General features: G+C 71.2%; 21 protein-coding genes and 1 pseudogene. 10 read left to right on the forward strand and 12 right to left on the reverse strand.

Annotated features, from left to right (window positions below; all coding sequences use genetic code 11):
- The first annotated feature begins 229 nt into the window (after nucleotides 1-229).
- Nucleotides 230-2,152, forward strand: coding sequence for an AfsR/SARP family transcriptional regulator (locus HLK59_RS04730; protein ID WP_171139934.1), 1,923 nt, complete (start codon nucleotides 230-232; stop codon nucleotides 2,150-2,152).
- A 52-nt stretch (nucleotides 2,153-2,204) separates the two neighbouring features.
- Here the strand turns inward: HLK59_RS04730 and HLK59_RS04735 are convergent.
- The 7 genes and pseudogenes from HLK59_RS04735 to HLK59_RS04765 form a co-directional block, all read right to left on the reverse strand.
- Nucleotides 2,205-2,669, reverse strand: a pseudogene (locus HLK59_RS04735) (ISKra4 family transposase); the annotation flags it as partial.
- 191 nt (nucleotides 2,670-2,860) lie between these two features.
- Nucleotides 2,861-3,406, reverse strand: coding sequence for a hypothetical protein (locus tag HLK59_RS04740; RefSeq protein WP_171139935.1), 546 nt, complete (start codon nucleotides 3,404-3,406; stop codon nucleotides 2,861-2,863).
- Nucleotides 3,406-4,404 carry a DUF6286 domain-containing Asp23/Gls24 family envelope stress response protein gene (locus HLK59_RS04745; RefSeq protein ID WP_171139936.1) on the reverse strand — a complete coding sequence of 333 codons (999 nt, stop codon included), beginning with the start codon at nucleotides 4,402-4,404 and terminating at the stop codon, nucleotides 3,406-3,408. Before HLK59_RS04745 ends, HLK59_RS04740 begins: the two co-directional genes overlap by 1 nt.
- Complete coding sequence (locus tag HLK59_RS04750; protein ID WP_171139898.1) at nucleotides 4,401-4,592, reverse strand: hypothetical protein; 192 nt, start codon at nucleotides 4,590-4,592, stop codon at nucleotides 4,401-4,403. The genes HLK59_RS04745 and HLK59_RS04750 overlap by 4 nt, the downstream gene beginning before the upstream one ends.
- Before the next feature lie 71 nt (nucleotides 4,593-4,663).
- Nucleotides 4,664-5,164, reverse strand: a complete 501-nt coding sequence (locus tag HLK59_RS04755; RefSeq protein ID WP_171139937.1) for an Asp23/Gls24 family envelope stress response protein — start codon at nucleotides 5,162-5,164, stop codon at nucleotides 4,664-4,666.
- A 132-nt stretch (nucleotides 5,165-5,296) separates the two neighbouring features.
- Nucleotides 5,297-5,950: a fasciclin domain-containing protein gene (locus HLK59_RS04760; protein WP_171139938.1), complete on the reverse strand. Its 654-nt coding sequence runs from the start codon at nucleotides 5,948-5,950 to the stop codon at nucleotides 5,297-5,299.
- 69 nt (nucleotides 5,951-6,019) lie between these two features.
- A complete protein-coding gene (locus HLK59_RS04765; RefSeq protein ID WP_171139939.1) occupies nucleotides 6,020-7,636 on the reverse strand; it encodes a sulfite oxidase in 1,617 nt (538 codons plus the stop codon).
- A 205-nt stretch (nucleotides 7,637-7,841) separates the two neighbouring features.
- Between HLK59_RS04765 and HLK59_RS04770 the strand changes: the two genes are divergently transcribed.
- From HLK59_RS04770 to HLK59_RS04780, 3 genes are read left to right on the forward strand one after another with little or no spacing between them, the layout of a single operon-like run.
- On the forward strand, nucleotides 7,842-8,426 hold the full coding sequence (locus HLK59_RS04770; protein WP_171139940.1) for a sigma-70 family RNA polymerase sigma factor: 585 nt from the start codon (nucleotides 7,842-7,844) through the stop codon (nucleotides 8,424-8,426).
- On the forward strand, nucleotides 8,423-9,040 hold the full coding sequence (locus tag HLK59_RS04775; protein ID WP_171139941.1) for an Asp23/Gls24 family envelope stress response protein: 618 nt from the start codon (nucleotides 8,423-8,425) through the stop codon (nucleotides 9,038-9,040). The genes HLK59_RS04770 and HLK59_RS04775 overlap by 4 nt, the downstream gene beginning before the upstream one ends.
- Nucleotides 9,037-9,384: a hypothetical protein gene (locus HLK59_RS04780; protein ID WP_171139942.1), complete on the forward strand. Its 348-nt coding sequence runs from the start codon at nucleotides 9,037-9,039 to the stop codon at nucleotides 9,382-9,384. The genes HLK59_RS04775 and HLK59_RS04780 overlap by 4 nt, the downstream gene beginning before the upstream one ends.
- 24 nt (nucleotides 9,385-9,408) lie before the next feature.
- On the opposite strand, the gene HLK59_RS04785 is transcribed toward HLK59_RS04780, so the two are convergent.
- Nucleotides 9,409-9,900 carry a helix-turn-helix domain-containing protein gene (locus tag HLK59_RS04785; RefSeq protein WP_171139943.1) on the reverse strand — a complete coding sequence of 164 codons (492 nt, stop codon included), beginning with the start codon at nucleotides 9,898-9,900 and terminating at the stop codon, nucleotides 9,409-9,411.
- 198 nt (nucleotides 9,901-10,098) lie between these two features.
- Between HLK59_RS04785 and HLK59_RS04790 the strand changes: the two genes are divergently transcribed.
- From HLK59_RS04790 to HLK59_RS04810, 5 genes are read left to right on the forward strand one after another with little or no spacing between them, the layout of a single operon-like run.
- Complete coding sequence (locus HLK59_RS04790; protein ID WP_171139944.1) at nucleotides 10,099-11,388, forward strand: FAD-dependent oxidoreductase; 1,290 nt, start codon at nucleotides 10,099-10,101, stop codon at nucleotides 11,386-11,388.
- A complete protein-coding gene (locus HLK59_RS04795) occupies nucleotides 11,382-12,113 on the forward strand; it encodes a DUF1365 domain-containing protein (protein WP_171139945.1) in 732 nt (243 codons plus the stop codon). Before HLK59_RS04790 ends, HLK59_RS04795 begins: the two co-directional genes overlap by 7 nt.
- Nucleotides 12,110-13,402: a cyclopropane-fatty-acyl-phospholipid synthase family protein gene (locus tag HLK59_RS04800; RefSeq protein WP_171139946.1), complete on the forward strand. Its 1,293-nt coding sequence runs from the start codon at nucleotides 12,110-12,112 to the stop codon at nucleotides 13,400-13,402. The genes HLK59_RS04795 and HLK59_RS04800 overlap by 4 nt, the downstream gene beginning before the upstream one ends.
- Nucleotides 13,399-14,703 (forward strand): cyclopropane-fatty-acyl-phospholipid synthase family protein, encoded by a 1,305-nt coding sequence (locus HLK59_RS04805; protein ID WP_171139947.1) that lies wholly within the window; start codon nucleotides 13,399-13,401, stop codon nucleotides 14,701-14,703. The genes HLK59_RS04800 and HLK59_RS04805 overlap by 4 nt, the downstream gene beginning before the upstream one ends.
- Nucleotides 14,700-15,497 (forward strand): DUF1295 domain-containing protein, encoded by a 798-nt coding sequence (locus tag HLK59_RS04810; RefSeq protein WP_171139948.1) that lies wholly within the window; start codon nucleotides 14,700-14,702, stop codon nucleotides 15,495-15,497. The genes HLK59_RS04805 and HLK59_RS04810 overlap by 4 nt, the downstream gene beginning before the upstream one ends.
- 30 nt (nucleotides 15,498-15,527) lie before the next feature.
- On the opposite strand, the gene HLK59_RS04815 is transcribed toward HLK59_RS04810, so the two are convergent.
- The 4 genes from HLK59_RS04815 to HLK59_RS04830 form a co-directional block, all read right to left on the reverse strand.
- Nucleotides 15,528-16,280: an anti-sigma factor gene (locus HLK59_RS04815; protein ID WP_171139949.1), complete on the reverse strand. Its 753-nt coding sequence runs from the start codon at nucleotides 16,278-16,280 to the stop codon at nucleotides 15,528-15,530.
- A complete protein-coding gene (locus HLK59_RS04820; RefSeq protein WP_171139950.1) occupies nucleotides 16,277-16,861 on the reverse strand; it encodes a sigma-70 family RNA polymerase sigma factor in 585 nt (194 codons plus the stop codon). The genes HLK59_RS04815 and HLK59_RS04820 overlap by 4 nt, the downstream gene beginning before the upstream one ends.
- Before the next feature lie 572 nt (nucleotides 16,862-17,433).
- Nucleotides 17,434-18,180, reverse strand: coding sequence for a DUF4142 domain-containing protein (locus HLK59_RS04825; RefSeq protein ID WP_171139962.1), 747 nt, complete (start codon nucleotides 18,178-18,180; stop codon nucleotides 17,434-17,436).
- A gap of 1,117 nt (nucleotides 18,181-19,297) precedes the next feature.
- Nucleotides 19,298-20,191: a MurR/RpiR family transcriptional regulator gene (locus HLK59_RS04830; RefSeq protein WP_171139951.1), complete on the reverse strand. Its 894-nt coding sequence runs from the start codon at nucleotides 20,189-20,191 to the stop codon at nucleotides 19,298-19,300.
- Nucleotides 20,192-20,708: 517 nt separating this feature from the next.
- On the opposite strand from HLK59_RS04830, the gene HLK59_RS04835 reads away from it, so the two are divergent.
- Nucleotides 20,709-21,212: a SigE family RNA polymerase sigma factor gene (locus tag HLK59_RS04835; RefSeq protein ID WP_171139952.1), complete on the forward strand. Its 504-nt coding sequence runs from the start codon at nucleotides 20,709-20,711 to the stop codon at nucleotides 21,210-21,212.
- Nucleotides 21,213-21,455: the final 243 nt, after the last annotated feature.

Genomic DNA, 21,455 nt, shown 5'->3' on the forward strand with positions numbered 1-21,455 from the left:
AACCCGCACTGGTTTCCAGTGGGGTGCGCACATCATGGACGACCGGTCTGGAACGAACCTGACACAAATCTGCAATGGCTGATCACACATGGTGTCCGCCCGGCAGGGGCCATTGCCTCCTACCGTGACGAGTCGGTCACGTGTTCTGATGTGCGCGGTGATGCAGTCCCCCACAACTGACGAAGGAACGGCATTGTCCGATGACTTCAACTTTCGCCTGCTAGGAGCCATGACCGCACGTCAGGGGGTTCGTCACATCAGACTCGGCCCCGCGAAACAGCAGTGCGTGCTGGCCGCCCTCCTGATAGACGCCAACCGCCTCATCCCGGTCGACGCGCTCCTCGACCGCGTCTGGCACGACGCACCTCCGGCCACCGGCCGGGCGGTCCTCTACAGCTATGTGGCAAGGATCCGCCGATTACTGCCCCCCTTCCCGGCGGAGCCCGGAGGGCCGGCCATCGTCCGCTCGGCGGGTGGCTACATGGCCCGGGTCGCCCCCTCCCACGTCGACCTGCACCGCTTCCGTGGGCTCGTCGTCTCCGCCCGCGCGGTCGCCGCGTCCGAACCGGCGCTGGCCGCCGAGCGCTACCGTGCCGCGCTGGGCCTGTGGCAGGGCGAACCCCTGCTCGGCCTCACCGGCCCCTGGGTGGAAGCGGTGCGCGAGGCACTCACGGTCGAGCGGACCTCGGCACTGACGGAATGTCACGCGTCCGAACTGCGGGCCGGACGGCACCTCACACTCCTGCCGGAGCTGGAGGCTATCGCCACCGAACGCCCCTACGACGAGGCCTCGCTGCGCCACCTGATGACGGCCTTGCACCGATGCGGCCGCGGCGCCGAAGCCGTCGCCCGCTACAACCGCACCCGCCGGCTCCTCGCCGACGAACTCGGCCTCGACCCCAGCCCCGCCTCGCAGGAGCTGTACCAGGAACTGCTCCGGGCAACCGCCATGGCAGGCACAGCACCGGAGTCCCCAGGCCCGCTCACCGAGACCGGCCCGGGCATCCCGGCACCGGCCCGGCCGGCCCAACTGCCCCCGGCCTGCCCCACGTTCACCGGACGTTCCGAAGAACTCCGCCTGCTTGACGACATCTTGACGAACAGAACCAGCCAGAGACGGACGCTGATCCTCGAAGGACTGGCGGGCGTCGGCAAATCCACGCTCGCCCTGCACTGGTCGCACCGCTCCCGAGCGGAGTTCCCGGACGGCGAGTTGTACGTCGATCTGCACGGCAGCGGCCCCCAGCCCCCGCTCGACCCCGCGACCGCGCTCGCCCGCTGTCTGCGCCAGCTCGGCATCTCCGTCACCCCGAACCCGGGTGACTGGGACGAACTGTCCGCGCTGTGGCGGTCGGTCGTCGCGGAGCGGCGCCTGCTCCTGTTGTTCGACGACGCCGCCGACGCCGAACAGGTGGAGCCCCTGCTGCCGGGCGGACACGGTTGCGCCACGGTGATCACCAGCCGCAGACGCCTGGACCGCCTCGTGGTCCACCACCACGCCCAACGACTGACGGTGCCCGCTCTCACCACACCGGAGTCCACCGAACTGCTGAAGCTGCTCGTCGGTCCCTCCCGGACCCGGGCCGAGCCAGAGGCCGCCGCCCGGCTGACGGAAGCCTGCGGGGGGCTGCCGTACGCCATCCAGGTACTCGCCGCCCGACTGCATCTGCGCCCGGAGGCCTCCCTGACCACCGCGGCCCGGCAACTCGACGCCTGCTCACCGTTGAACGTGCTGCGCACCGACTCGTCCGACCTCATCTCGGTACGCACACTGCTGGACCCGTCCTTCGCGTCCCTGCCCGGCGAGGCGCAACGGCTCTTCCCCTATCTGGGCTCCGTCCCCACCAGCTCGTTCCGCGCGGAACACTTCGCCTCACACGCCCGGTGCACACCTGCGCAGGCGGAGCGGGTGCTCGGCGCTCTCGTCCGGGAGCATCTGCTGGCCGAGGACGGACCACAGGAGTACGTCGTGCACCACCTGGTCCGCTGCTACGCCGCGGAGCACCGCACCAAGGCGAGCCGCCCCTCACCACTGCACGGCACAGCCCCCTACCCGCCGACCCCGAGCGACCAACGGCCGGCAGGCCGCCCGAACGTCGCACGACACCGCCAACACCTCGACCGCCCGGCCACACTCAACCCACCGGGGTGACCACCCGCGCAGACCGCTGGGTCACCGGGAAGACGGACAGCCCGATGACCTCAAGACAACGGTGGCAGGTGACGACTGGCTCGCGGCGGGCGGCAGGGAGTTGTTCGGCTGCGGGCTGGGCGGTCATCCCGGTAGCGGCACGGTCCGCGTGTCCGGCGAGGATCGCGGTGAGTTTGCCCGCGGCCCAGGTTTCGGCCTGGTAACTCCCGGGCGGATGCAAGGCGTGCGTGCCCGTCCAGCAGTACTCGGCGACGTGGACCAAGTCGAGCAGGACATTCCGGCGGACGCCACGGCGGTCGGCCTCGGCCTGGATGAGGTCGAGTTGGTGGCGGGCGCCGTAGACGAGCACGATCCGTTCCCGCGGGTGCTGCGGGTTACGGGTCGCGGGCGTCAGCCTGCGCGAAGGTGTCGGCGGTGACCTGTCCCGGGGGACGGATCACTGAGGCGGTACACCATTTCCGCTCTGCTCCCGGCCCAGCCCCGGTGGCCGGCTCTCCCCGCAGCCGCCGGGCGGGTGACTTCACGCAAGGCTTCGGGGCGCATCATCACGCCTTACCGGCGCTTACCGAGCTCGGTTCCGCAGCGTCGCTCGATCGCGTGTCACCGATCTGAAGCTCCAGAAACGGATCACGGCCGGACGCGCGGGGATCCCTCTGTTCCACCACCGCCCGCCACAACCCGAGTCCTCCGGTCGGCGGATCGCCGGACTCAGCCGACCCGTGGCCCACGGCGTGAACGGGCGCTGAAGCGCACCTGCGTATGGACCCGGTAGCCCTCGAGAGACGTCTCCGTGTGGGTGGCGAGTGCGGTGAGGGCGGGCAGGACCGTGGCGGGGTCGGCATCCGGCCGGAGCCACGCATGGAGACGTACGTGCAGGTCCTTTCGGCGGGCCAGTACACGGGTGCGGCAGCGGGCGACGCCCGTGATCGCGACCGCGTGTTCGGTCAGGGCGTCCTCCAACGCTCTGGTGCGCAGGGTGCTGCCCGGCGCGGGCAGCACCACGAACGGGCGGAAGCCGCTGCTCAGTTGGCGTGTGCACCAGAGGGCGAGGAGGACGGTCGCGGTGATCGAGCCCGCCATGATCACAGGCGTCCACCACCCCTGGGCGCGAACTGAGGCAAGGCCCCCGAGGTCCACAGGCGCGGTGTGGGCGCCGGGGGCCCGGGTGACGGCCAGCCACCCGGCAGGGGTGACAAGTGCCAGACCGACCAGGGCCAGGGTGACCCGGTTGAGAGACCCACGCACGGACCGCATCAGGGGTTCGCTCCTTGGAACATCATGTCCTCGGTGCCGACGGCGCGTGCACGGCTTGTCTCCGCGCCGGCGCTTTCCGTCCCGGGGTACCACGCGTCCTCGGGACGGACCCGGGTCCGCAACCGCGGGCCGCGCCGCAGGCCGCACGAGTCCAACGTCCGCCGGGCCGCGCACTCCACCTGGTGCTGTGCGCCGGCCCGGTCGCCGAAGGCGAGGCGGGCCCGGACGGTGACGCTGCGACGCCGCACGCGCACCTTGACCTCGCTGATTCCCTGCGTGCCGGCCACGGCGTGTCGGACCAGCGCCGCGACCGCCGTACGGTCCATCGCCGCCCTCAGTCGTGGCGCGGACGAGGTGAGCGTGAGCAGTCGGCGGTGTCCGGGCGTGACGGCCACAACGATCAGCAGCAGGCCGAGGGCGGCGAGCCCCGTGGCGCCGAACGCGACGGCCGGATCGCCGGGGTCGTGCCGCGACAGCCAGTGCAGCGCGTCCGTGCGCCAAGAGGCCGCCGGGCGGTGAGCGAGGTGCACCTGGACGACGTCGAAGGCGAGCGCGCCGCAGGCCACCGCGGCAGCCAGGGTGAGCAGCGCCATCGGCAGTCGGCGTGGCGACCACCAACGCAACGGAGTCCGCGAGGGGGCGAGTTCCACCGCGGACTCCGCGGCAGCGGACCTGCCCGGCGCCGGTGCGAGCGCGGCCGGCCTCGGGATCAGTGCGGTGACACCGACGCGTACCGCCCGGATGTCCATGCCGGTCAACCGGCGCGTGCGGTCGCCGACATGGTCCTGGAGCCCTCGGACCGCCGCGGGCAGTGGCGTCGGGTAGGGCAGGGCGACGGACACCGAGACGTCCGCTCGGCGTCCGCGCACGACGGCCGTCGCCTTTCCGGCTCGGGCGCTCTGGAGGGGCAGGGCCTCGGTTGCCGCCCGTTCGGCGATCTTGCGAACCACCTTGTCAGCGACGGTCGTTGTGCCTCGCTCACCGGCGGCCGTGCTCATCGACGGCTCCGCTCGTAGGCCTCGCGCAGGTCCTGGACGCCGCGCCCGCCGTCGAACCACTGGCCCACCATCCACCCGAGACCGCCCAGGGCGGCCACGAGAAGGAAGGCCCCGAAGCCTCCGAAGCAGCCGGCGAAGGCCAGTGCCATACCCGCGATCATCCCGGCGAACGCTCTGCTCGCTGCCACGTCATGTCCCCTTCCCGCTGTGCCGTTTTCCCGCTGTGCCGTATTTCCCGCTGTGCCGTACGACGGTTCGTTCACTCCACTCGAACGCTCGTCGTCGGGCTCTCGGCGTCGTCCTCCGGCAGGTGTACGTCGTTGACCGTGACGTTGACCTCCACGACTTCGAGGCCGGTGATGCGCTCCACGGCGGCGATCACGTTCTCCCGTACGTCGCGGGCCACGTCGGCGATCTCGACGCCGTACTCCACCACCAGGTCGAGTTCGATGGCCGTCTGCCGCTCGCCCACCTCGACCTTGACTCCGCGTCCGACGTTCGGCCGGCCGCCCGGCACACGGTCGCGTACCGCGCCGATGGTGCGCGACAGGCCGCCGCCCATGTCGTACACGCCGGGGATCTCCCGGGCCGCGATGCCCGCGACCTTCACGACGACGACATCGGCGATCGAGGTCCTGCCACGGTCCGCGGCGGGCTGGTCGGCGCCTGCGGTACCGCCGGACACGGCCGTCGTGCTCTGCGGCGGCCTGCCGGTCCGGGGGATGGAGACGTCCTCGGCTGTCGCGGTCTGTGTGGTCATGTCGCGTTCCTTTCCGCATGGCTGTCGAGTTGCTCTCACCTCTTGGACCCGCGTCCTCCGCGTCTGTGACGCGGGTCCGCAAAAAGGAGGGGCAGGGCACCGCTGATGCGGTGCCCTGCCCCGGACTGCCTGTCAGCCGGCGGGCATCAGGACGGTGTCGATGATGTAGACGTTGGCGTTGGCGGTCTTCACGTTGCCGCAGACCACCTTGGCGGAGTCGTTGACGGTGTACGACTCCCCCGAACCGGACGTGGTGAGCTTCGACTTCTCCAGGGTGTCGAAGGAGCCGTTCTCCAGGTCCTCGGGGGCCAGCTTCTGGCCCACCACGTGGTAGGTGAGGATCTTCGTCAGCTGGGCCTTGTCGTTGAGGACCTTGTCCAGGGTGGCCTTGGGAATCTTCGCGAAGGCGTCGTTGGTCGGCGCGAACACGGTGATGTTCTGGGCGTTGTTGAGGGTGTCGACCAGGCCGGCCTTCTTCACCGCCGTCACCAGGGTGGACAGCGCGGGGTTGTTGGAGGCGGCGGTGGCGACCGGGTCCTTGGCCATGCCGTCGAAGGAACCGGCGCCGTCCTCGGGTACCGCCGAACAGGCCGCACCGAAGGGCTCGTCCGAGGAGGTGGTGGCGTCGGAGCCGGCCATGGCGTCGTCGGACGCCGAGGCGGACGCCTTGCTGGAGGAGTCCGAGGTGGTGGAGTCGCTGCTGTTGTCCGAGCAGGCGCTGAGGGCGAGCGGGAGCACGGCGGCCGCGGCCGCGGTCATGGCGATGCGACGGATACGGGTGTTCACGGTGTTTCTCCTGTGGGTTGGCGCAGCCGAAACCGCGTTCATAGGGGGTGGGGAAGGTGGCTCGGGGGGTCAGTCGACGGTCACCACGACCGAGTGCCGTCCGCTGGCGCCGTCAGGGAGCGTGCGGGTGCGTTTCTCGGTCTGCACCGCGCCGGTGCGGTCGGTGGCGCGCACCGTGAGGATGTGGCCGCCCTTGGTGGCCTGCCAGGCGAAGGACCACTGGCGCCAGGTGTCACGGGAGTCCTCGGCTGCGAGCCGGGCCTCCTGCCACGGTCCGTCGTCGATGCGCACTTCGACCTTGTCGATGCCCCGGTGCTGCGCCCAGGCGACTCCGCCGACCATGACCGTGCCGGCCTTGGGGCGGGCGAAGGGCTTGGGGGTGTCGATCCGGGACTGCGTCTTGACCGGCGCCCTGCGGGACCATCCACGCCTGACCCAGTACGGGTCGTAGGCGTCGAACGTGGTGAGCTCGATGTCCTTGATCCATTTGCAGGCGGAGACATAGCCGTAGAGGCCGGGCACCACCATCCGGACCGGGAAGCCGTGCTCGAAGGGCAGGGGTTCGCCGTTCATGCCGAGGGCGAGGAGGGCGTCGCGACCGTCCATCACGTCCTCGACGGGGCTGCCGATGGTCATGCCGTCCACCGAGCGGGCCACCAGCTGGTCGGCCGCACCGCCCCGGGAGGGCGCCTCCACTCCGCACTCGGCCAGCAGGTCCGCGAGACGTACGCCGATCCAGCGGGCGTTGCCGATGTAGGGGCCGCCGACCTCGTTGGACACACAGGTGAGGGTGATGTCGCGCTCGACCAACTCCCGCCGCAGCAGGTCGTCGAAGGAGAGCGTGAGCGCACGGGTGACGCCCCGGCCGTGGATGCGCAGCCGCCAGGTCGTCGCGTCCACCCGGGGCACCACGAGTGCGGTGTCCACGCGGTAGAAGTCCTCGTTCGAGGTCGTGAACGCGCTGATGCCGGGAATCCTCAGCCCCGCTCCCCTGGGCACGGCAGGGGCGGCCGAAGCGGGCGCGGGCAGGACCACGTCCTCGCGTGAGGCGATCGCGTCCTGGCCGCGCGATCCGTTGAGGACGCGGCCCAGCGCGCCGGCCGCGGCGGACCCGGCAGCGGCGGCTGTCGCGGCGATCACGAACCCGCGGCGGTCCCACCCCTGCCCGGGGGACATGCCGGTCTCCTCGTCCGCGGTCGGGGCGGACGCCGGCGCGCAGGGCACGAGACGGCCCGCGAGCACGAACAGGACCACGGCCCCCACGACCGCGCCCACCACGGACGGCAGGGCGTCGGCGGGGCGGGTCGAGTCCGGCCGGCCGGTGGCCGCCACAGCCCCGACGACCCCGAACAGCAGAACTCCCGCCGCCCCGGTTCGCCGATGGCGCAGCGCGAGAATTCCCAGCGCCAGGGCGAACAGCGCGAGAACGGCGAGAATTCCGAGCTGGAGAACCAGTTTGTCGTCGGTGCCGAAATTCCGGATAGCCCAGTCCTTCACACCGGCCGGTGTGCGGTCGATCGCCGCGCCTCCCACCGCGACGACCGGACCGGCCTGCGGGCGTACCCACGCCGACACCAGCTCAGCGACGGCGAGCGCGGCGAAACCCGCCAGAGCACCGCTCAGTGCCCCGAGCACCGGCCTCGTCGGCCGGCGGGAATTCCGCGGTGCTTTCTCGTTCTCCGTCACGTGGGGAATCCGGGCCTGAAAGAGCGGCGGATTGGTCGGCCACTCGATCGGATGAAGTGGGTTTTCAGACCAATCCGAACCCGTTCCCGCTACGGATTCCACGGCTCCCTGAGCATCCGTACGCCTGTCTGCGCGGGAAGTGCCGCGTAACAGGAGGCGGCACCGCCGTGTCCAACCTCCAGGACGAGACGAGAGGAGCCGCCCAGTGGCGGGGGCCCGCAGACAGACCGCACCACCGGACGCGCGAGGCGAGATCGACGACACCCTGCTGGCCGTCCGGGCCGCGGAAGGGGACGAGGACGCGTTCGCCGTGCTGGTGCAACGCCACGCTCCGGCGCTGCTCCGGCTGGCCACACGCCTGCTCGGCTCCCGCACGGAGGCGGAGGACGCCGTCCAGGACGCGTTCATCAGCGCCTGGCGACGGCTGCCCGAGTTCCACGGCCGGTCCGCCTTCGGCACCTGGATATACCGGATCGTCACCAACCGGTGCCTGAACGTGCTGCGCGCCCGCAGGCCGCTGGCGCCGCTGGAAGCGGTGGGAGAGCTGCCCGCGCCCGAGCACGCGGTCTCCCCCGCCCGGATCACGGAGGCCCGGGACGCGGTCCGTGACCTGCGGGACGCCCTCGACCTGCTGTCGGCCGAGCAGCGCGCCTGCTGGGTGCTGCGAGAACTGGACGGCCGGTCCTACGAGTTCGTCGCGGACGCGGTCGGCATCAGCCAGGAGGCCGTCCGCGCCCGTGTCTTTCGTGCACGACGCTGCCTGACACACGCACTGGGGGCCTGGCGATGACAGCACACACCGACACCCACACCGGCGGCGACGACGAGCGGCTGGCCTGCGGCAGGCTGCTGCCGCGGGTCTGGGACGACTGGGAACAGCAGGTCGACGACCCTCATCTGCGGAGCTGCCCGCACTGCCGGCAGGCGGTGAGCGATCTCGACCAGCTGGAGTCCGCGGTACGCGGCCTGCGCGAGGAGGGGGCCGACACCTCCGACTACGACACGTCCACGCTCACCCGACGGGTCATGGACGTCGTACGCCTCGAACTTCGCCCGGGCCGTCCCCTGCCCCTGGGAGAGCCGGACGAGGACCTGTGGATCATGGAGGCGGTCGCCGCCCGCACGTTGCGGGCGGCCGCCGAGTCGGTGCCTGGCGTACGGGCCGGCTCCTGCCGTCTGCGGCCCGGCGCCACCGGCGACGGGACCGTGTCCGGACCTGTCGACGTCACCCTCGACATCCACGCACCGGCCGACGCCTCCCTCCCCGACCTCGCCGAGCGCGTCCGCGACCGGGTTCGGGAAGCCGCGGACCACGAGCTGGGCCTGACGACGGCGACCGTGGACATCCGCGTCACCGACCTCCTCGACACCCCGGCCGACGGCCAGGAAGGACCCGCCCGATGACCCGGACCACCGTGCACGGCACGCTCACCGCGGAGATCGCCCGTGCCGTGGAGGACCTCCCCGGCGTCGCCTTCCTCCGGCCCGGACTCGGCGGACGGCTGCGGGCCGCCCTGGTCCGGCCGGAACCCGGCGCGGACCCGGCGTCCCCGGCGGGGGTACGGCTGGCCCGGCCGGGCGGTACCGGGCCCTGGCTCGTCGAGATCCACCTCGTCGCGCGGCGGGCGGCACGCACGGTGGACGTCGCCCGCGCCGCCCGCCGCACCGTCGAGGAACAGTTGTCGACGGCGCTCCCGGGGCAGAGCGCGCGGGCGCGCGTCACCGTGACCGTCACGGGCCTGGTCTGAGCATCCGCTCCGGTGGACACACACCTACGGATGCGGCGGCGGAGACGTGATCATGACGTGCGCGAAAACGGTCCAGACGCCCGCGGCGACGGCTGCCAGGCGGAACCTGCGCCGCCGGGCGAGCGAGACCGGATCAGGACCGTCACCCACGGGCAGACCGGCCGGGAGCGGTGCCGGACCGGGAGCGACCGGGGCCGCCCGGAACTCCGCCGGTACACGGGGCGAGGCGGCCGGGCCGGCCGGCGCCGGGACCTGGCCCTGGACCAGACCCTGGGCCAGGCCGTTCAGGAACGCCGCGTAGGCGGCCCGGCGCAGCCCCGTCGGTGCGGTACGCCCCGCTTCCCAGGACCGGACCGTCACGACCGTCACCCCGAACGCCGTGGCCACCTGCTGTTCGCTGAGATGCCAGGCGCGCCGCAGCCGGAGGCGCTCCTCGGGCCGGGGCAACGGCGCCCGGCCGTCGCGGCGGCGGGGGTGGGACGGCATGGGCGCCTGGAGAACTTCACTGATCGTCATGACCGTATGACAAGCCGTCCCTACCACTTGTGATCGCGTCCGGGCGAATACACCCGTATGCCGTACGTCGCGCGAGCGGAACAGCCATCGCACCACCACATCTCAGGAAGATCACTCCTCACCCAATCCGCCCCGGTCGCAGCTTCGGATTACGCGCGAGATCCATGTCCGTGGCCGACCCGACCAGGAGGAAAGGCGATGTCACACACGTCAGGAAGCGCCGCAAGCGAGCGGAGGCGGCACACGGCCGTGATCGGCAGCGGGGTGGCGGGACTGACCGCCGCGCACGTACTGGCCCGCGCGCACCACGTCACGCTGTACGAGGCCGACGAGCGGCTCGGCGGGCACGCCCACACCCACGAACTGGAGTCACACGGCAGGACGCACCACGTGGACTCCGGCTTCATCGTGCACAACCGCCGGACCTACCCCAACCTCCTGCGTCTCTTCGACGAACTCGGTGTCACCACGCAGGAGTCGGAGATGAGCATGTCGGTGCGGTGCGAGGGCTGCGGCCTGGAGTACGCCGGCGCCCGCGGCCCCTCCGGGCTGCTGGCCCGGCCCCGCAACGCCCTGCGCGGGGCCTATCTCCGCATGCTCACGGAGGTCCCCGCCTTCCACCGGGCAGCCCGGCGCCTCCTGGGCCGGCCCGGCGAACAGGCCCTCACCCTCGGGGAGTTCCTGGACCGGGAAGGCTTCACCCCCTACTTCCGTACCCACTTCATGACCCCGGTCGTGTCGGCGGTGTGGTCCTGCGACGCGGACACCGCCCAGCGCTATCCGGCCGCCTACCTGTTCCGCTTCCTGGAGCACCACGGGATGCTCTCGGTGGGCGGGTCGCCGACCTGGCGGACCGTGACCGGCGGTTCTCACTCCTATGTGGAGCGAGTGGCCGCCCGCCTGGACTCGGTGTGCCTCGGCACTCGGGTCCGCGTCCTGCGCCGGCACCCCGACGGGGTCAGCGTCACCACGGACGACGGCACCACACGGTCCTACGACTCGGTGGTCGTCGCCACCCACCCGGACCAGGCCCTGCGGCTGCTGGCCGATGCCACACCCGAGGAGAAGGAGGTCCTCGGCGCCTTCCGGTACACGCGCAACACCACACTGCTGCACACCGACACCAGCCTGCTCCCCCGGGCGCGCGGGGCGCGGGCCTCGTGGAACTACCTGATGCCGTCCTGCACGGCGGGCGCCGACCGGGTGCGGGTCAGCTACGACATGAACCGCCTCCAACGCCTCGACGCCGCCGACACGTTCGTGGTCACCCTCGGCGGCGAGGACCGCGTCGACCCCGAGCGGGTGCGCGCCCGCATGGTCTACGAACACCCCGTCTACACCCCGGAGTCGGTGGCCGCCCAGCGACGTCTGCCCGAACTGGGCACCTCCGTCACGGCGTTCGCCGGCGCCTACCACGGCTGGGGCTTCCACGAGGACGGCTGCCGCTCCGGCGTGACGGCCGCGGCCACCCTGGGGGTGCGATGGTGACGACACCCGCGCCCACGCCCGCCCTGTACCGCTGCGCGATCACCCACGTGCGCACCGCGCCCCAGCGTTACGCGCTGCGCCACCGGACGTACATGTGGCTCGTCGACCCCGACCGGCTCCCCCGACTCCCCCTGCCGCTCCGCGCATTCGCCCGCTTCGATCCACGCGACCACTTCACCGGCCGCCACCCCTCCATCCGCGCGGGCCTGGACTCCTTCCTGGCCGGCCACGGCGTCGACCTGGAGGGCGGACCGGTGGTGATGCTGACCCACGCACGCGTACTCGGTCACGTGTTCAACCCGCTCACCCTCTACTGGTGCCACGGCCCCGACCGCACCCCGCGGTGTGTCGTCGCCGAGGTGCACAACACCTACGGCCGGCGCCACAGCTACCTGCTCCGACCGGACGCCTCCGGGGTGGCGGAGGTCGACAAGGCGTTCTACGTCTCGCCGTTCTTCCCGGTCGACGGCCGCTACCGCATGCGTCTGCCCGCCCCCGGGAGCCGGCTCGATCTCACCGTGCATCTGGAACGCGAGGACGGCAGACCGTTCACCGCAACCGTTCGCGGCACACGGCACGAAGTGAGGGCGGGCACGCTGCTGCGCCGTCCCTGGTCCACGCTCGCCGTCTCCGCGGCCATCCGCCTGCACGGCATCCGCCTCTACCTGCGCGGGCTGCCCGTCCAGCCCCGACCCGACCACCAGAACACGGAGAACCCCGCATGACGACAGCCGAACGCCGATCCGCCGACGCGGGGCGGACCGTGACCGTGCCCCCCGTACAAGGGGGCGTCGACCCGGACCGCCGGCCCGACATCACCTCACCACCCGCCGTCTCCCGGGCCAGAACCTCCGTCGCCGCGGCCGTCGTACGACGGGCTCTGCGCAACCTGCCGCTGCACGTCCGGTTCCCCGACGGCACCTCACTCGGCCAGGGCGGTCCCGCGCTGGACATCCATGACCCGACGGCCTTCCACGGCCGCATCGGCGGCCAGGGTCTGGTCGGCTTCGGCGAGTCCTACATGGCCGGCGAGTGGGACGCGCCCGATCTCGTGGCCGTCCTCACCGTGCTCGCGGCGAACGCGGCCGAGCTCGTTCCCGCACCGCTCCAGCGGCTGCGGGGGCTGTGGGCCCCGCGTCGGCCGTACACCGAACGCAACACCCCCGACGGCTCCCGGGACAACGTCAGCCGCCACTACGACCTGTCCAACGACCTGTTCGCCCTCTTCCTCGACACCACCCTCAGCTATTCCTCGGCGCTCTTCCGCGGCTTCCCGGCCGACCAGGACCTGCTCCCGGCCGCCCAGCACCGCAAGATCGACCGGCTCCTCGACCTGGCCGACGTACGGGCGGGCACCCGGGTCCTGGAGATCGGCACCGGATGGGGCGAACTCGCGATCCGCGCCGCCGCACGCGGCGCGCGGGTCACCTCCCTCACCCTCTCCCGCGAACAGCGCGATCTCGCCCGCGAGCGGATCGCGGCGGCCGGTCTCACGGACCGGGTCTCGGTGGAACTGTGCGACTACCGCGAAGCACGCGGCACCTACGACGCCGTCGTGAGCGTCGAGATGGTCGAGGCCGTGGGCGCGGAGTTCTGGCCCGTCTACTTCCGCACGCTCGACGAACGGCTGGCCCCGGGCGGGCGTGCCGCCCTCCAGGCCATCACCATGCCCCACGCGCGGATGCTGGCCAGCCGGGACACCTTCACCTGGATCCAGAAGTACGTCTTTCCCGGCGGCCTGATCCCCTCCGTCGAGGCCGTCGCCGAGACCGTCCGCGACCACACCCGGCTGCGCGTCACCCGCCGCGACGCCTACGGCGCCCACTACGCCGAGACCCTACGGCTGTGGCGCGAACGCTTCACCGAACGCGCGGACGAGGTCGCCGCGCTCGGCTTCGACGAGACGTTCCGCCGCATGTGGACGTTCTACCTCGCCTACTCCGAGGCCGGATTCCGCTCCGGATATCTGAACGTCCAGCAGTACCTGCTCACCAAGGAGGCCTGCACCCGATGACCGCCACCGCCGCGCCCGGCGCCGCCCACCGGATCGTCACCGCCCTGGAGACCACGCTCGGCGCCCGCCTCCCGGTGCGGGTGCGCGCCTGGGACGGCAGCGAGGCCGGCCCCACGGAGGCGCCACTCGTCGTCGTACGGTCCCGCCGTGCCCTGCGTCGCCTGCTGTGGCAGCCCGGCGAACTGGGTCTGGCACAGGCATACGTCACCGGTGACCTCAATATCGAGGGCGACCTGGCCGACGCACTGCGCGGTCTGTGGGCCGCCGCGCGCGAACACGGCCCGCACACGCCCCGGCTCGGCATCGCCGACCGTGCCCGGGCGGTCGGCACGGCTTTGAGCCTCGGCGCCGTGGGCCCACGTCCGGCCCCGCCCGCCGCACAGGCGCGACTGCGGGGCGGCCTGCACAGCAAGGCCCGCGACCGAGCCGCCATCAGCCACCACTACGACCTGTCCAACGCCTTCTACCGCCTGCTCCTCGACGAGACGATGGCCTACTCGTGCGGCTACTGGGCGAGCGAGGACCCTGACTTCGCCCCGGCCGACGCGCAGCGCGCCAAGCTGGAGCTGATCTGCCGCAAGCTCGCCCTGGTACCCGGCGCCCGGCTGCTCGACATCGGCTGCGGCTGGGGCTCCCTCACCCTCTACGCGGCCGAGCGGCACAAGGCCCAGGTCACGGCCGTCACGCTGGCCCGTGAGCAGGCGGCCCACGTCCGTGAGCAGGTACGCGAACGGGGCCTGGAGAACCAGGTGGACGTGGTGTGCCAGGACTACCGCGACATCGAGGGCGGCGGCTACGACGCCGTCGCGACCGTCGAGATGGGCGAGCACGTCGGGGACACCGAGTACCCGGCGTTCGCCGCCGCCCTGCACCGGCTGGTGAGGCCCCTGGGCCGGGTGCTGGTGCAGCAGATGTCTCGTGGCCGGACCGCGCCGGGCGGCGGCGCCTTCATCGAGGCGTACATCGCGCCCGACATGCACATGCGGCCGGTGGGCGAGACGGTGGTCCTGCTGGAGGCGGCCGGGCTGGAGGTACGGTCCGTGGAGTCGCTGCGCGAGCACTACGTGCGTACCGTCGCCGCCTGGCACCGGACGCTGGAGGAGCGCTGGGACGACGCCGTACAGCTGGTCGGCGAGGAGACGGCCCGGGTGTGGCGGCTCTATCTGGTCGGCGGGGCGCTGGCCTTCGAGGAGCGGCGGATGGGTGTCGACCAGATCCTGGGCGTGCGGCCCACGGCCGACGGGCGCGGCGCCATGCCCGCGACCCCCGCGGACTGGTACGCCGGGCTGGACCGGCTGTGAACGGATTCGCCTGGGCGGACTTCGCGACGAATCTCCTCTGGTGCGCGGCGGCATCGCTCGGCGTCATGCTGCTCACCTTCGCCCTCGCCCTGCGCAAGGGGATGCACCGGATCGTCGACATCGCCTGGGGCCTCGCGTTCACCGCGGTCGCCGTGGTGAGCTGGGTGCTGTCGGCGGACAGCGGTGAGCCGGCGCGGCGGCTGCTGGTGACCGTACTCACGGCGGTGTGGGGGGTGCGGCTGGCGGCGCACATCGCCCGGCGCGGGCGCGGCCACGGCGAGGATCCCCGCTACGAAGCGCTGCTGGCCAAGGCACCCGGCAGCCGCAACCTGTACGCGCTGCGGATCGTGTACCTGCTCCAAGGCGCGCTGGTGTGGCTGGTGTCGCTGCCGGTGCAGGCCGCGCAGTACATCACCGGACCCATGGGGGCGGTGGCCGCGGTGGGCGCCTGTCTGTGGGCGGTAGGGGTCTGCTTCGAGGCGGTGGGCGACGCCCAGCTGGCCCGGTTCAAGGCGGATCCCGCGAACAAGGGCCGGATCATGGACCGCGGCCTGTGGAGCTGGACCCGCCACCCCAACTATTTCGGGGACTTCTGCGTCTGGTGGGGCCTTTTCCTGATCACGTGCGACGCGCCCGCCGCCGCGGCGGCCGTGCTGGTCTCGCCAGTGGTGATGACTCTGCTCCTGACCAAGGGCAGCGGGAAGCGGCTCCTGGAGCAGCACATGGCCGAACGCCCCGGATACGCGTCGTACATGGCCCGGACCAGCGGCTTCTTCCCCCTGCCACCCAAGTGACGGAGTGGGGCCCGGCCGGGCCCCACTCCGTCAGGCCGGGAAGGTCATCAGAGCCACCGGTGACGAGGTGGGCGCCGTAGAACCACCCGCCGGTTCGACGGTGATTCCCATCCCGGACGCCCCGTCCACCGCGCCGCCCAACAGCACGGCCTGGTCGCTGCGGCCGGGGTCCATCAGCCCCGCGGACCGCATGGAGCCGTGGTCGTCGAACCACAGCTGGTAGACCTTCCCGCTCGGCGGATGCGCCATCCCGGAGACGACGAACACAGCCCGGTCCTGGCTTTCGGAGACGACGACGGTGCCGGTCGCCCCGTCGGCGAGCTTCGCGGAACGGGTCCTGGCGTCCGGCGCGGCGAGCACGGCGGCGATCCGGTCCGTCCCCTGCTCGGCCCGCCGGGCCTGCTCCAGGGCGTCCTCGGCGCGTTCGTGCTGCCACACCGCGATGCCGCCGAGCGCGGTGGCCGCCGCGATGCACGCCGCCAGCGCCCACCGCGACACCGCGCGTCCCCACGAGGCCGTCCGGTCCGTGCGGGGCAGGGCCGGCTCCCGGGGTGATTCCTGGCGGACGGTGGTGATCCGCTGCAGAACCTGCTCGCGCATCGCCGGGCGCGGTGTGACCGAGGCGGCGAGCCCCAGGCGGGCGGCGGTGGCGGACAGTTCGGCGGTCTCCTGGGTGCACGGCTCACAGGCCGCGAGGTGCCGCCGGAAGGCCTTGCGCTCCTCGTCGGACAGGGCGTGCAGGGCGTAGGCACCCGTCAGCGTGTGCAGGTCGGCGGTCGTCATGCGGTCACCCCCAGGCAGTCGCGCAGCCGGATGAGTCCGTCGCGCAGGCGGGTCTTGACCGTGCCCAGGGGAAGCGTCAGGGCTTCGGCCACCTGGCGGTACGTCAGGCCCCGGTAGTAGGCGAGGGTGACGGCCTGGCGCTGGATCTCGGTCAGGGTGCGCAGACAGCGCCGCACCTGCTCCCGTTCCAGCCGGGCCTCCACCTGTTCGGTCACCTCGTCGTACTCGGGCGTCTGTTCCAGCAGCGCGGCCTTGTGGTCCCGGGCGGCGGCGGCCTCCACGGAGCGCACCCGGTCGACGGCACGGCGGTGCGCCAGGGTGAGGATCCAGTTGATGGCCGTGCCCCGGTCGCGGCGGTAGCGGGCGGCGGTGCGCCACACCTCCACCAGGACCTCCTGCGCCACCTCCTCCGACTGTGCCTGGTCGCGCAGCACAGCGCGCACGACGCCGAGGACCGGGCCGGCCACGAGGTCGTACACCGAGGCGAACGCCTCCTCCTCGCCCAGGGCGACACGGCCCACCAACTCCTCCAGATCCGGCTCGGCGGATGGGTTTCTGCCGATATGCACGGCTCTTTTCACGGGGTCCTCCGTGGTCGGGACATCTCCGGACGTAATCCGATCCCCGGAAGGCCACGGATTGGTCCCACGTCCATGAAATCGCAGGTGAAACCCGACCGCGCCCTCTCGTACGAGCCGTCAGCGCGGAGACGCCACGAGTCCGGGCGGCTGCGGCATTGCGCCTTGGTGCCCGGACGGCGAACCGGTGGCCCACTTGCGGGACGAGGACGTGGCCGTGACCCACGGAGAGCGCGACGGTGTCACCGACCCGCACGCCTCCGGATCGTTCGTCCACCGGGCCCGCACGGTCACCGCCCGGGCCGACCCCCGCCTCGTCTCAGACGGTGACCACGCCATGCTCCACCGCGCCACAGTCCGGCACCGCATGGCGGCCTCAGTCGTCCCCTCATCGCTGCGGCCGTGCCCGGCCCCGTCGGTTGTGCCGACCGAGACCCGCTTCGCGGAGTACCCGGAGAGGTGGGAGAACCGAGCCACCGCTCACCGAGGTGTACACCATCAGAAGCAGGATGCTCTTCGTCCCGTGGGTGTGAGTCGCTCATGCCCCGGCCACCTCGGCGCCGGGGAGGACGCGTCTATCCGTTGCCCGGACTCGGGCTGACACCCGCGCTCGGGACGCTCTCGCCCGTGGGGTCGCCGGGGAGCACCGCGGGGGTGGAGGTCGCGGTCGGTGGCGCGGTGAGCACGACCATCGGCTCGCCGGGCTGAGGCGGCGGCGGGGTCAGGTCGGAGGCGGGGAGCTTCGGCGGGGTGGTCTGCTGGAAGAGGGCCTGGTCGAAGTTGACGAAGCCGGTCTTCTCCATGACCGTGATGTGGTCCAGGACGGTGTCGTTGGCCTGGTCCGCGAGCGCCCGCACCAGCGAGTTCTTGGTGGTGGAGCGGATCTTCGCCACCGTGTTGAAGATCGAGCCGTGGGTGATGCGCAGGATGTTGGCGAAGTTCGAGTCGAACTCCCGGCCGGAGCTGGAGTTGATCTGGTTCACGAACGCCACCTGCTGCGGACTGGCGACGTTGGGCAGGGTGATGCCGAGCATCGGGGCGATTCTGCGGCAGGTGGTGTCCAGCGCCGCGTGACCGTCGACGAGGTGCTCGCCCGCGGTCTTGACCTCCTTGGTCGTGCCCTTCTCCATGCCGATCTTGCCCAGCGGGTACTCCCACAGCCCCGCCGCCCGCACCTTGGCGACAAAGTCCCGGTCCTGCTCAGTGAGCGGACCCCACTGGGTCTGGGCGATCACACGGTCCTGTGCGGTGGACGCCTTGTCGAAGCCAAGCATGGTGGGGTAGGCGAGTGCGACCAAGGTCAGGCTGAGCGCGCCACCCATGAAGATCGTGCCTGTGGCATTCCGCGAAAGGCTCACCGTGACTCCCGTCCGCTCAAAGGATGTTCATAGGCTGAGTACGCGCGAGTGACCTGCGGTGTTCAATGTCTTTGAACGTGGGTCAGCCCATGGAAGCGAAGGCAGCCATGGGCGACATGTTCGGCTGCACGAGCAGCTCCGGGGCGCGGTCGGCGACGGATCAGCCTGACCGAGCAAGCCGGTTCATCCTGACGCCAGGTGCAGCCCAGACGTTCTGCCTCAGCGGCCGACGGCCCTACATCTGCGTCCCTTGGACAGTTCTCGAAGCTGGGCCTGCGCGCTCGGCTGGCGGCGGCATGCCCCCGAGCACGCGATACGACGGCCAGGCGCGACCGACCCGGTCGTCTGACGGTGTACACATGTCGGCGCCATAGGAGGCGTGTGGGCGGGGCCGGCCTGCCCCAGATCCATGGTCTGGCACGGGAGTTGAGCTGGTCGGTCGCCAGGGTCGTGGCGTATGTGATGTCGTCGGGGTTGGCGAGGGACTGGCTGGTGAAGGCGGTTGCGCGGAAGATGCGGGGGCCTCCAGTCATGGTGATCTGCTGGCCGTCCCGGACACGCAAGGCCCCGTGGACCCAGGTCTTCTCCGGTCCGCGGCTGTAGGCGAGTTCCGCTTTGATCCGGTGGCCGTATAGGACCAGGACTCACTCCTCAGGCCACAGGGGGTGTGCGCGGTCGCCGAGCTCTGGGGCTTAGCAAGTCAATGGCACGGGGGCTGGCGGATCCGGCTGGCCCGGGTGCGGGGCGGCGCGTGGGGACAGAAGCTGCCCCCGGACCTGGTCGGCATGGCCAGTGAGATCTGGTCGAGCCCGGCGGCGCCGATGCAGTCAGTTGCCGCTCATCTGCTGCAGGAAACGCCCGATGTACGGGCGCACATCGAACAGTCCAAGTGACCACACGCCGCAGTGGCGCAGGCCATGCATGCCGAGTTCGTCGCGGCCTGCGCCGTCGGACCTGCGGTACGGCGAGTCCGAGGCAGAGCGTTGGCAGGCGCTGAACAGCACCGACCCGGTAGGGCAGGACAGGGCTGAGCTAGGCCGCAGAGGAAGGGGGCGGCATCCGAGCCGCACCCTTCCTCATGTCATGTGCTGGGGGCGGTGTAGACGGAGAACTGCTCCAGCAACTGCTCCTCCACGAGAAGAGTCGACCGTGCTTCATGACCGCGCGCTTGAGCCACGCCGGTCGCCAGCGCCTGGACCAGGGAGGTGAAAGCAGCCATCGAGCGCAGGACGGACGCACCCGCGGCATCGACGTAGAAGACATGGTCGGCCGTGGTCGCCAGGGGTGACGAGGGGTTGTCGGTCAGCGCCACGCAGTGGGCGCCACGCGAGCGGGCCCATTCGGCACCCTTGACGGTCTCCGCGCTGTAGCGGTGGATGGAGACGGCTACGAAGCAGTCGCCCTCGCGGACACGCCGCAGCTCGTCGGTGAGGTTCCCCGACGAACCCGTAACGGTGTGGACGTCTTCACGCAGCATCCGCAGCAAATAGCCCAACAGGTAGGCGGGAGCGTGGCACTTGCGTAGCCCCAACACGTGGACCCTCGGCGAGTCCGTCAAAGCGGATACTGCGCCTTGCCAGGTTTCGGGATGGATGCGGGCAAAGGTCCGGGCGATGTTGGCCTGGTCAAGGGCGACCGTACGCTCGAGCGGGTCACTGCCCTCCGCGCCGAGCCGCTCCAGGTGCTTGTAGCGGTTCAGCAGCTGAGCCTGCTCACGCAGCTGTTCACGGCACAGTCGTGTCAGCCCGGGGAAGCCGTCGAGTCCAAGCGCGTTGGCAAACCGAACGACAGTCGCCTCGTTGACGCTCACGGCCGAGGCCAGGTCGGAGACCGTCATGAAGGCCACGCCTTCAGGGTCAGCCATGACGCGCTCGGCGAGCAGGCGTTGCGATCGGGTCAGAGTTGTTCCCCGCCCCCGCAACTCGGTGACGAGTTCGTCGTAGGACCGGGGAGGAGACTGCGGTCGAGAGGCCATGCTGAATTCTCTCCTAGCCGGGGCAATCACAGACCGCCCGGCCCACCAGGGCGCGGCAGGCATCCTCAGCGTGAATCAGGAGATCTCCTCCACTCGCTCCAGTTCCACGACCCTCCTACCTCAGCCATCCGTCCGAAGCCATCCGTCCGACTGATGAGCAAGCCGAGGCGCTATCCCGAGCGGCGCAGGGCGCCGGACAAGCACGCGGACGAAGTCCAGGAGCCTCTCAGGTCCTGCTCACACCCCTGGCACATCAGCAATCAAGATCAGCCACTAAGTTGACACAACCTCCGGCGGAACACGCACGCCTCCGACGAACGGCCGCTCGATGTGATCGACAACGCGAACGTCGCCTGACGCGGCACCAGCTGCAAACCCCTCGCCGGCGCGCTCGCTGCCTCCAGATCGGACCGCACCCGCCACACGGTCCGCCCACTCGATATTTCGCCGCGCCATGTCAACCTGCGCGACCGCCCAGGCGTAAACCACACGACAGCAACACCCGAGGAGCCGGCGGTTGACCACAGAGGAATACGAGGAGTTCTACGCGTCCAGTGTGAGGCGCCTGACCGGACAGGTGTACCTCCTGACCGGAGATCTCCAAGAGGCGGAAGACGTGGTGCAGGAGGCATTCGTGCGCTGCTGGACCCGCAGGGCTTCCATCGACAAGACCGCGACTCCCGAGGCCTGGGTGCGAACGGTGGCTTTCCGGCTTGCCGTGAGCCGCTTCAGGAGTACACGGCGAGGAAGGGAAGCCTGGAGAAGAGAGGTTCGCAGTCGGCCCGCCGAGGTGGCAGGCCCGGACGAGCAGAGCTTCGCGCTGGCTCAGGCCCTGGGGCAGCTGCCGCCGCGGCAGCGCCTGGTGATGGTCTCGTTCTACCTGTGTGACATGACGGTGGAGCAGATTGCCGCAGCGGCCCACATGAGCTCGGGAACCGTGAAAACCCACCTGTTCAGAGGGCGCGCCGCCATGGCGCTTCTCCTGGACGACACCGAGGAGGACGAGCGCGATGGTGCCTGACCCCTGGCCGAGCCAGTCCTTCGACTCCACGGGCGCAGATGCCGAGCTGCGCAGACGATTCAATGTCGTCGCTGCGGCCGCCTCTCGTGCTGCTGAGCCTGCGACCGGGGCGAGGATCACCACATTGGGCGGTGCCCGGCGCCGACGCCGTCTGGCGACCGCAGCCGCCGGTTTCGTGATCGCGGTCACCGGTGTCACCGCCGCGCTTGTCATCGTCCTGACCGACACATCCGAGAGCGATCC

It is taken from the genome of Streptomyces sp. S3(2020) (assembly GCF_013044505.1).
Lineage (GTDB): Bacteria > Actinomycetota > Actinomycetes > Streptomycetales > Streptomycetaceae > Streptomyces.

Bases quoted from the DNA above. Each gene is read 5' to 3' on its own strand.
- HLK59_RS04730 (WP_171139934.1), top strand. From the start codon at position 230: ATGACCGCACGTCAGGGGGTTCGTCACATCAGACTCGGCCCCGCGAAA.
- HLK59_RS04740 (WP_171139935.1), bottom strand. From the start codon at position 3,406: ATGCGGTCCGTGCGTGGGTCTCTCAACCGGGTCACCCTGGCCCTGGTC.
- HLK59_RS04745 (WP_171139936.1), bottom strand. From the start codon at position 4,404: ATGAGCACGGCCGCCGGTGAGCGAGGCACAACGACCGTCGCTGACAAG.
- HLK59_RS04755 (WP_171139937.1), bottom strand. From the start codon at position 5,164: ATGACCACACAGACCGCGACAGCCGAGGACGTCTCCATCCCCCGGACC.
- HLK59_RS04775 (WP_171139941.1), top strand. From the start codon at position 8,423: ATGACAGCACACACCGACACCCACACCGGCGGCGACGACGAGCGGCTG.
- HLK59_RS04780 (WP_171139942.1), top strand. From the start codon at position 9,037: ATGACCCGGACCACCGTGCACGGCACGCTCACCGCGGAGATCGCCCGT.
- HLK59_RS04785 (WP_171139943.1), bottom strand. From the start codon at position 9,900: ATGACGATCAGTGAAGTTCTCCAGGCGCCCATGCCGTCCCACCCCCGC.
- HLK59_RS04790 (WP_171139944.1), top strand. From the start codon at position 10,099: ATGTCACACACGTCAGGAAGCGCCGCAAGCGAGCGGAGGCGGCACACG.
- HLK59_RS04795 (WP_171139945.1), top strand. From the start codon at position 11,382: ATGGTGACGACACCCGCGCCCACGCCCGCCCTGTACCGCTGCGCGATC.
- HLK59_RS04800 (WP_171139946.1), top strand. From the start codon at position 12,110: ATGACGACAGCCGAACGCCGATCCGCCGACGCGGGGCGGACCGTGACC.
- HLK59_RS04805 (WP_171139947.1), top strand. From the start codon at position 13,399: ATGACCGCCACCGCCGCGCCCGGCGCCGCCCACCGGATCGTCACCGCC.
- HLK59_RS04815 (WP_171139949.1), bottom strand. From the start codon at position 16,280: ATGACGACCGCCGACCTGCACACGCTGACGGGTGCCTACGCCCTGCAC.
- HLK59_RS04825 (WP_171139962.1), bottom strand. From the start codon at position 18,180: ATGGGTGGCGCGCTCAGCCTGACCTTGGTCGCACTCGCCTACCCCACC.
- HLK59_RS04830 (WP_171139951.1), bottom strand. From the start codon at position 20,191: ATGGCCTCTCGACCGCAGTCTCCTCCCCGGTCCTACGACGAACTCGTC.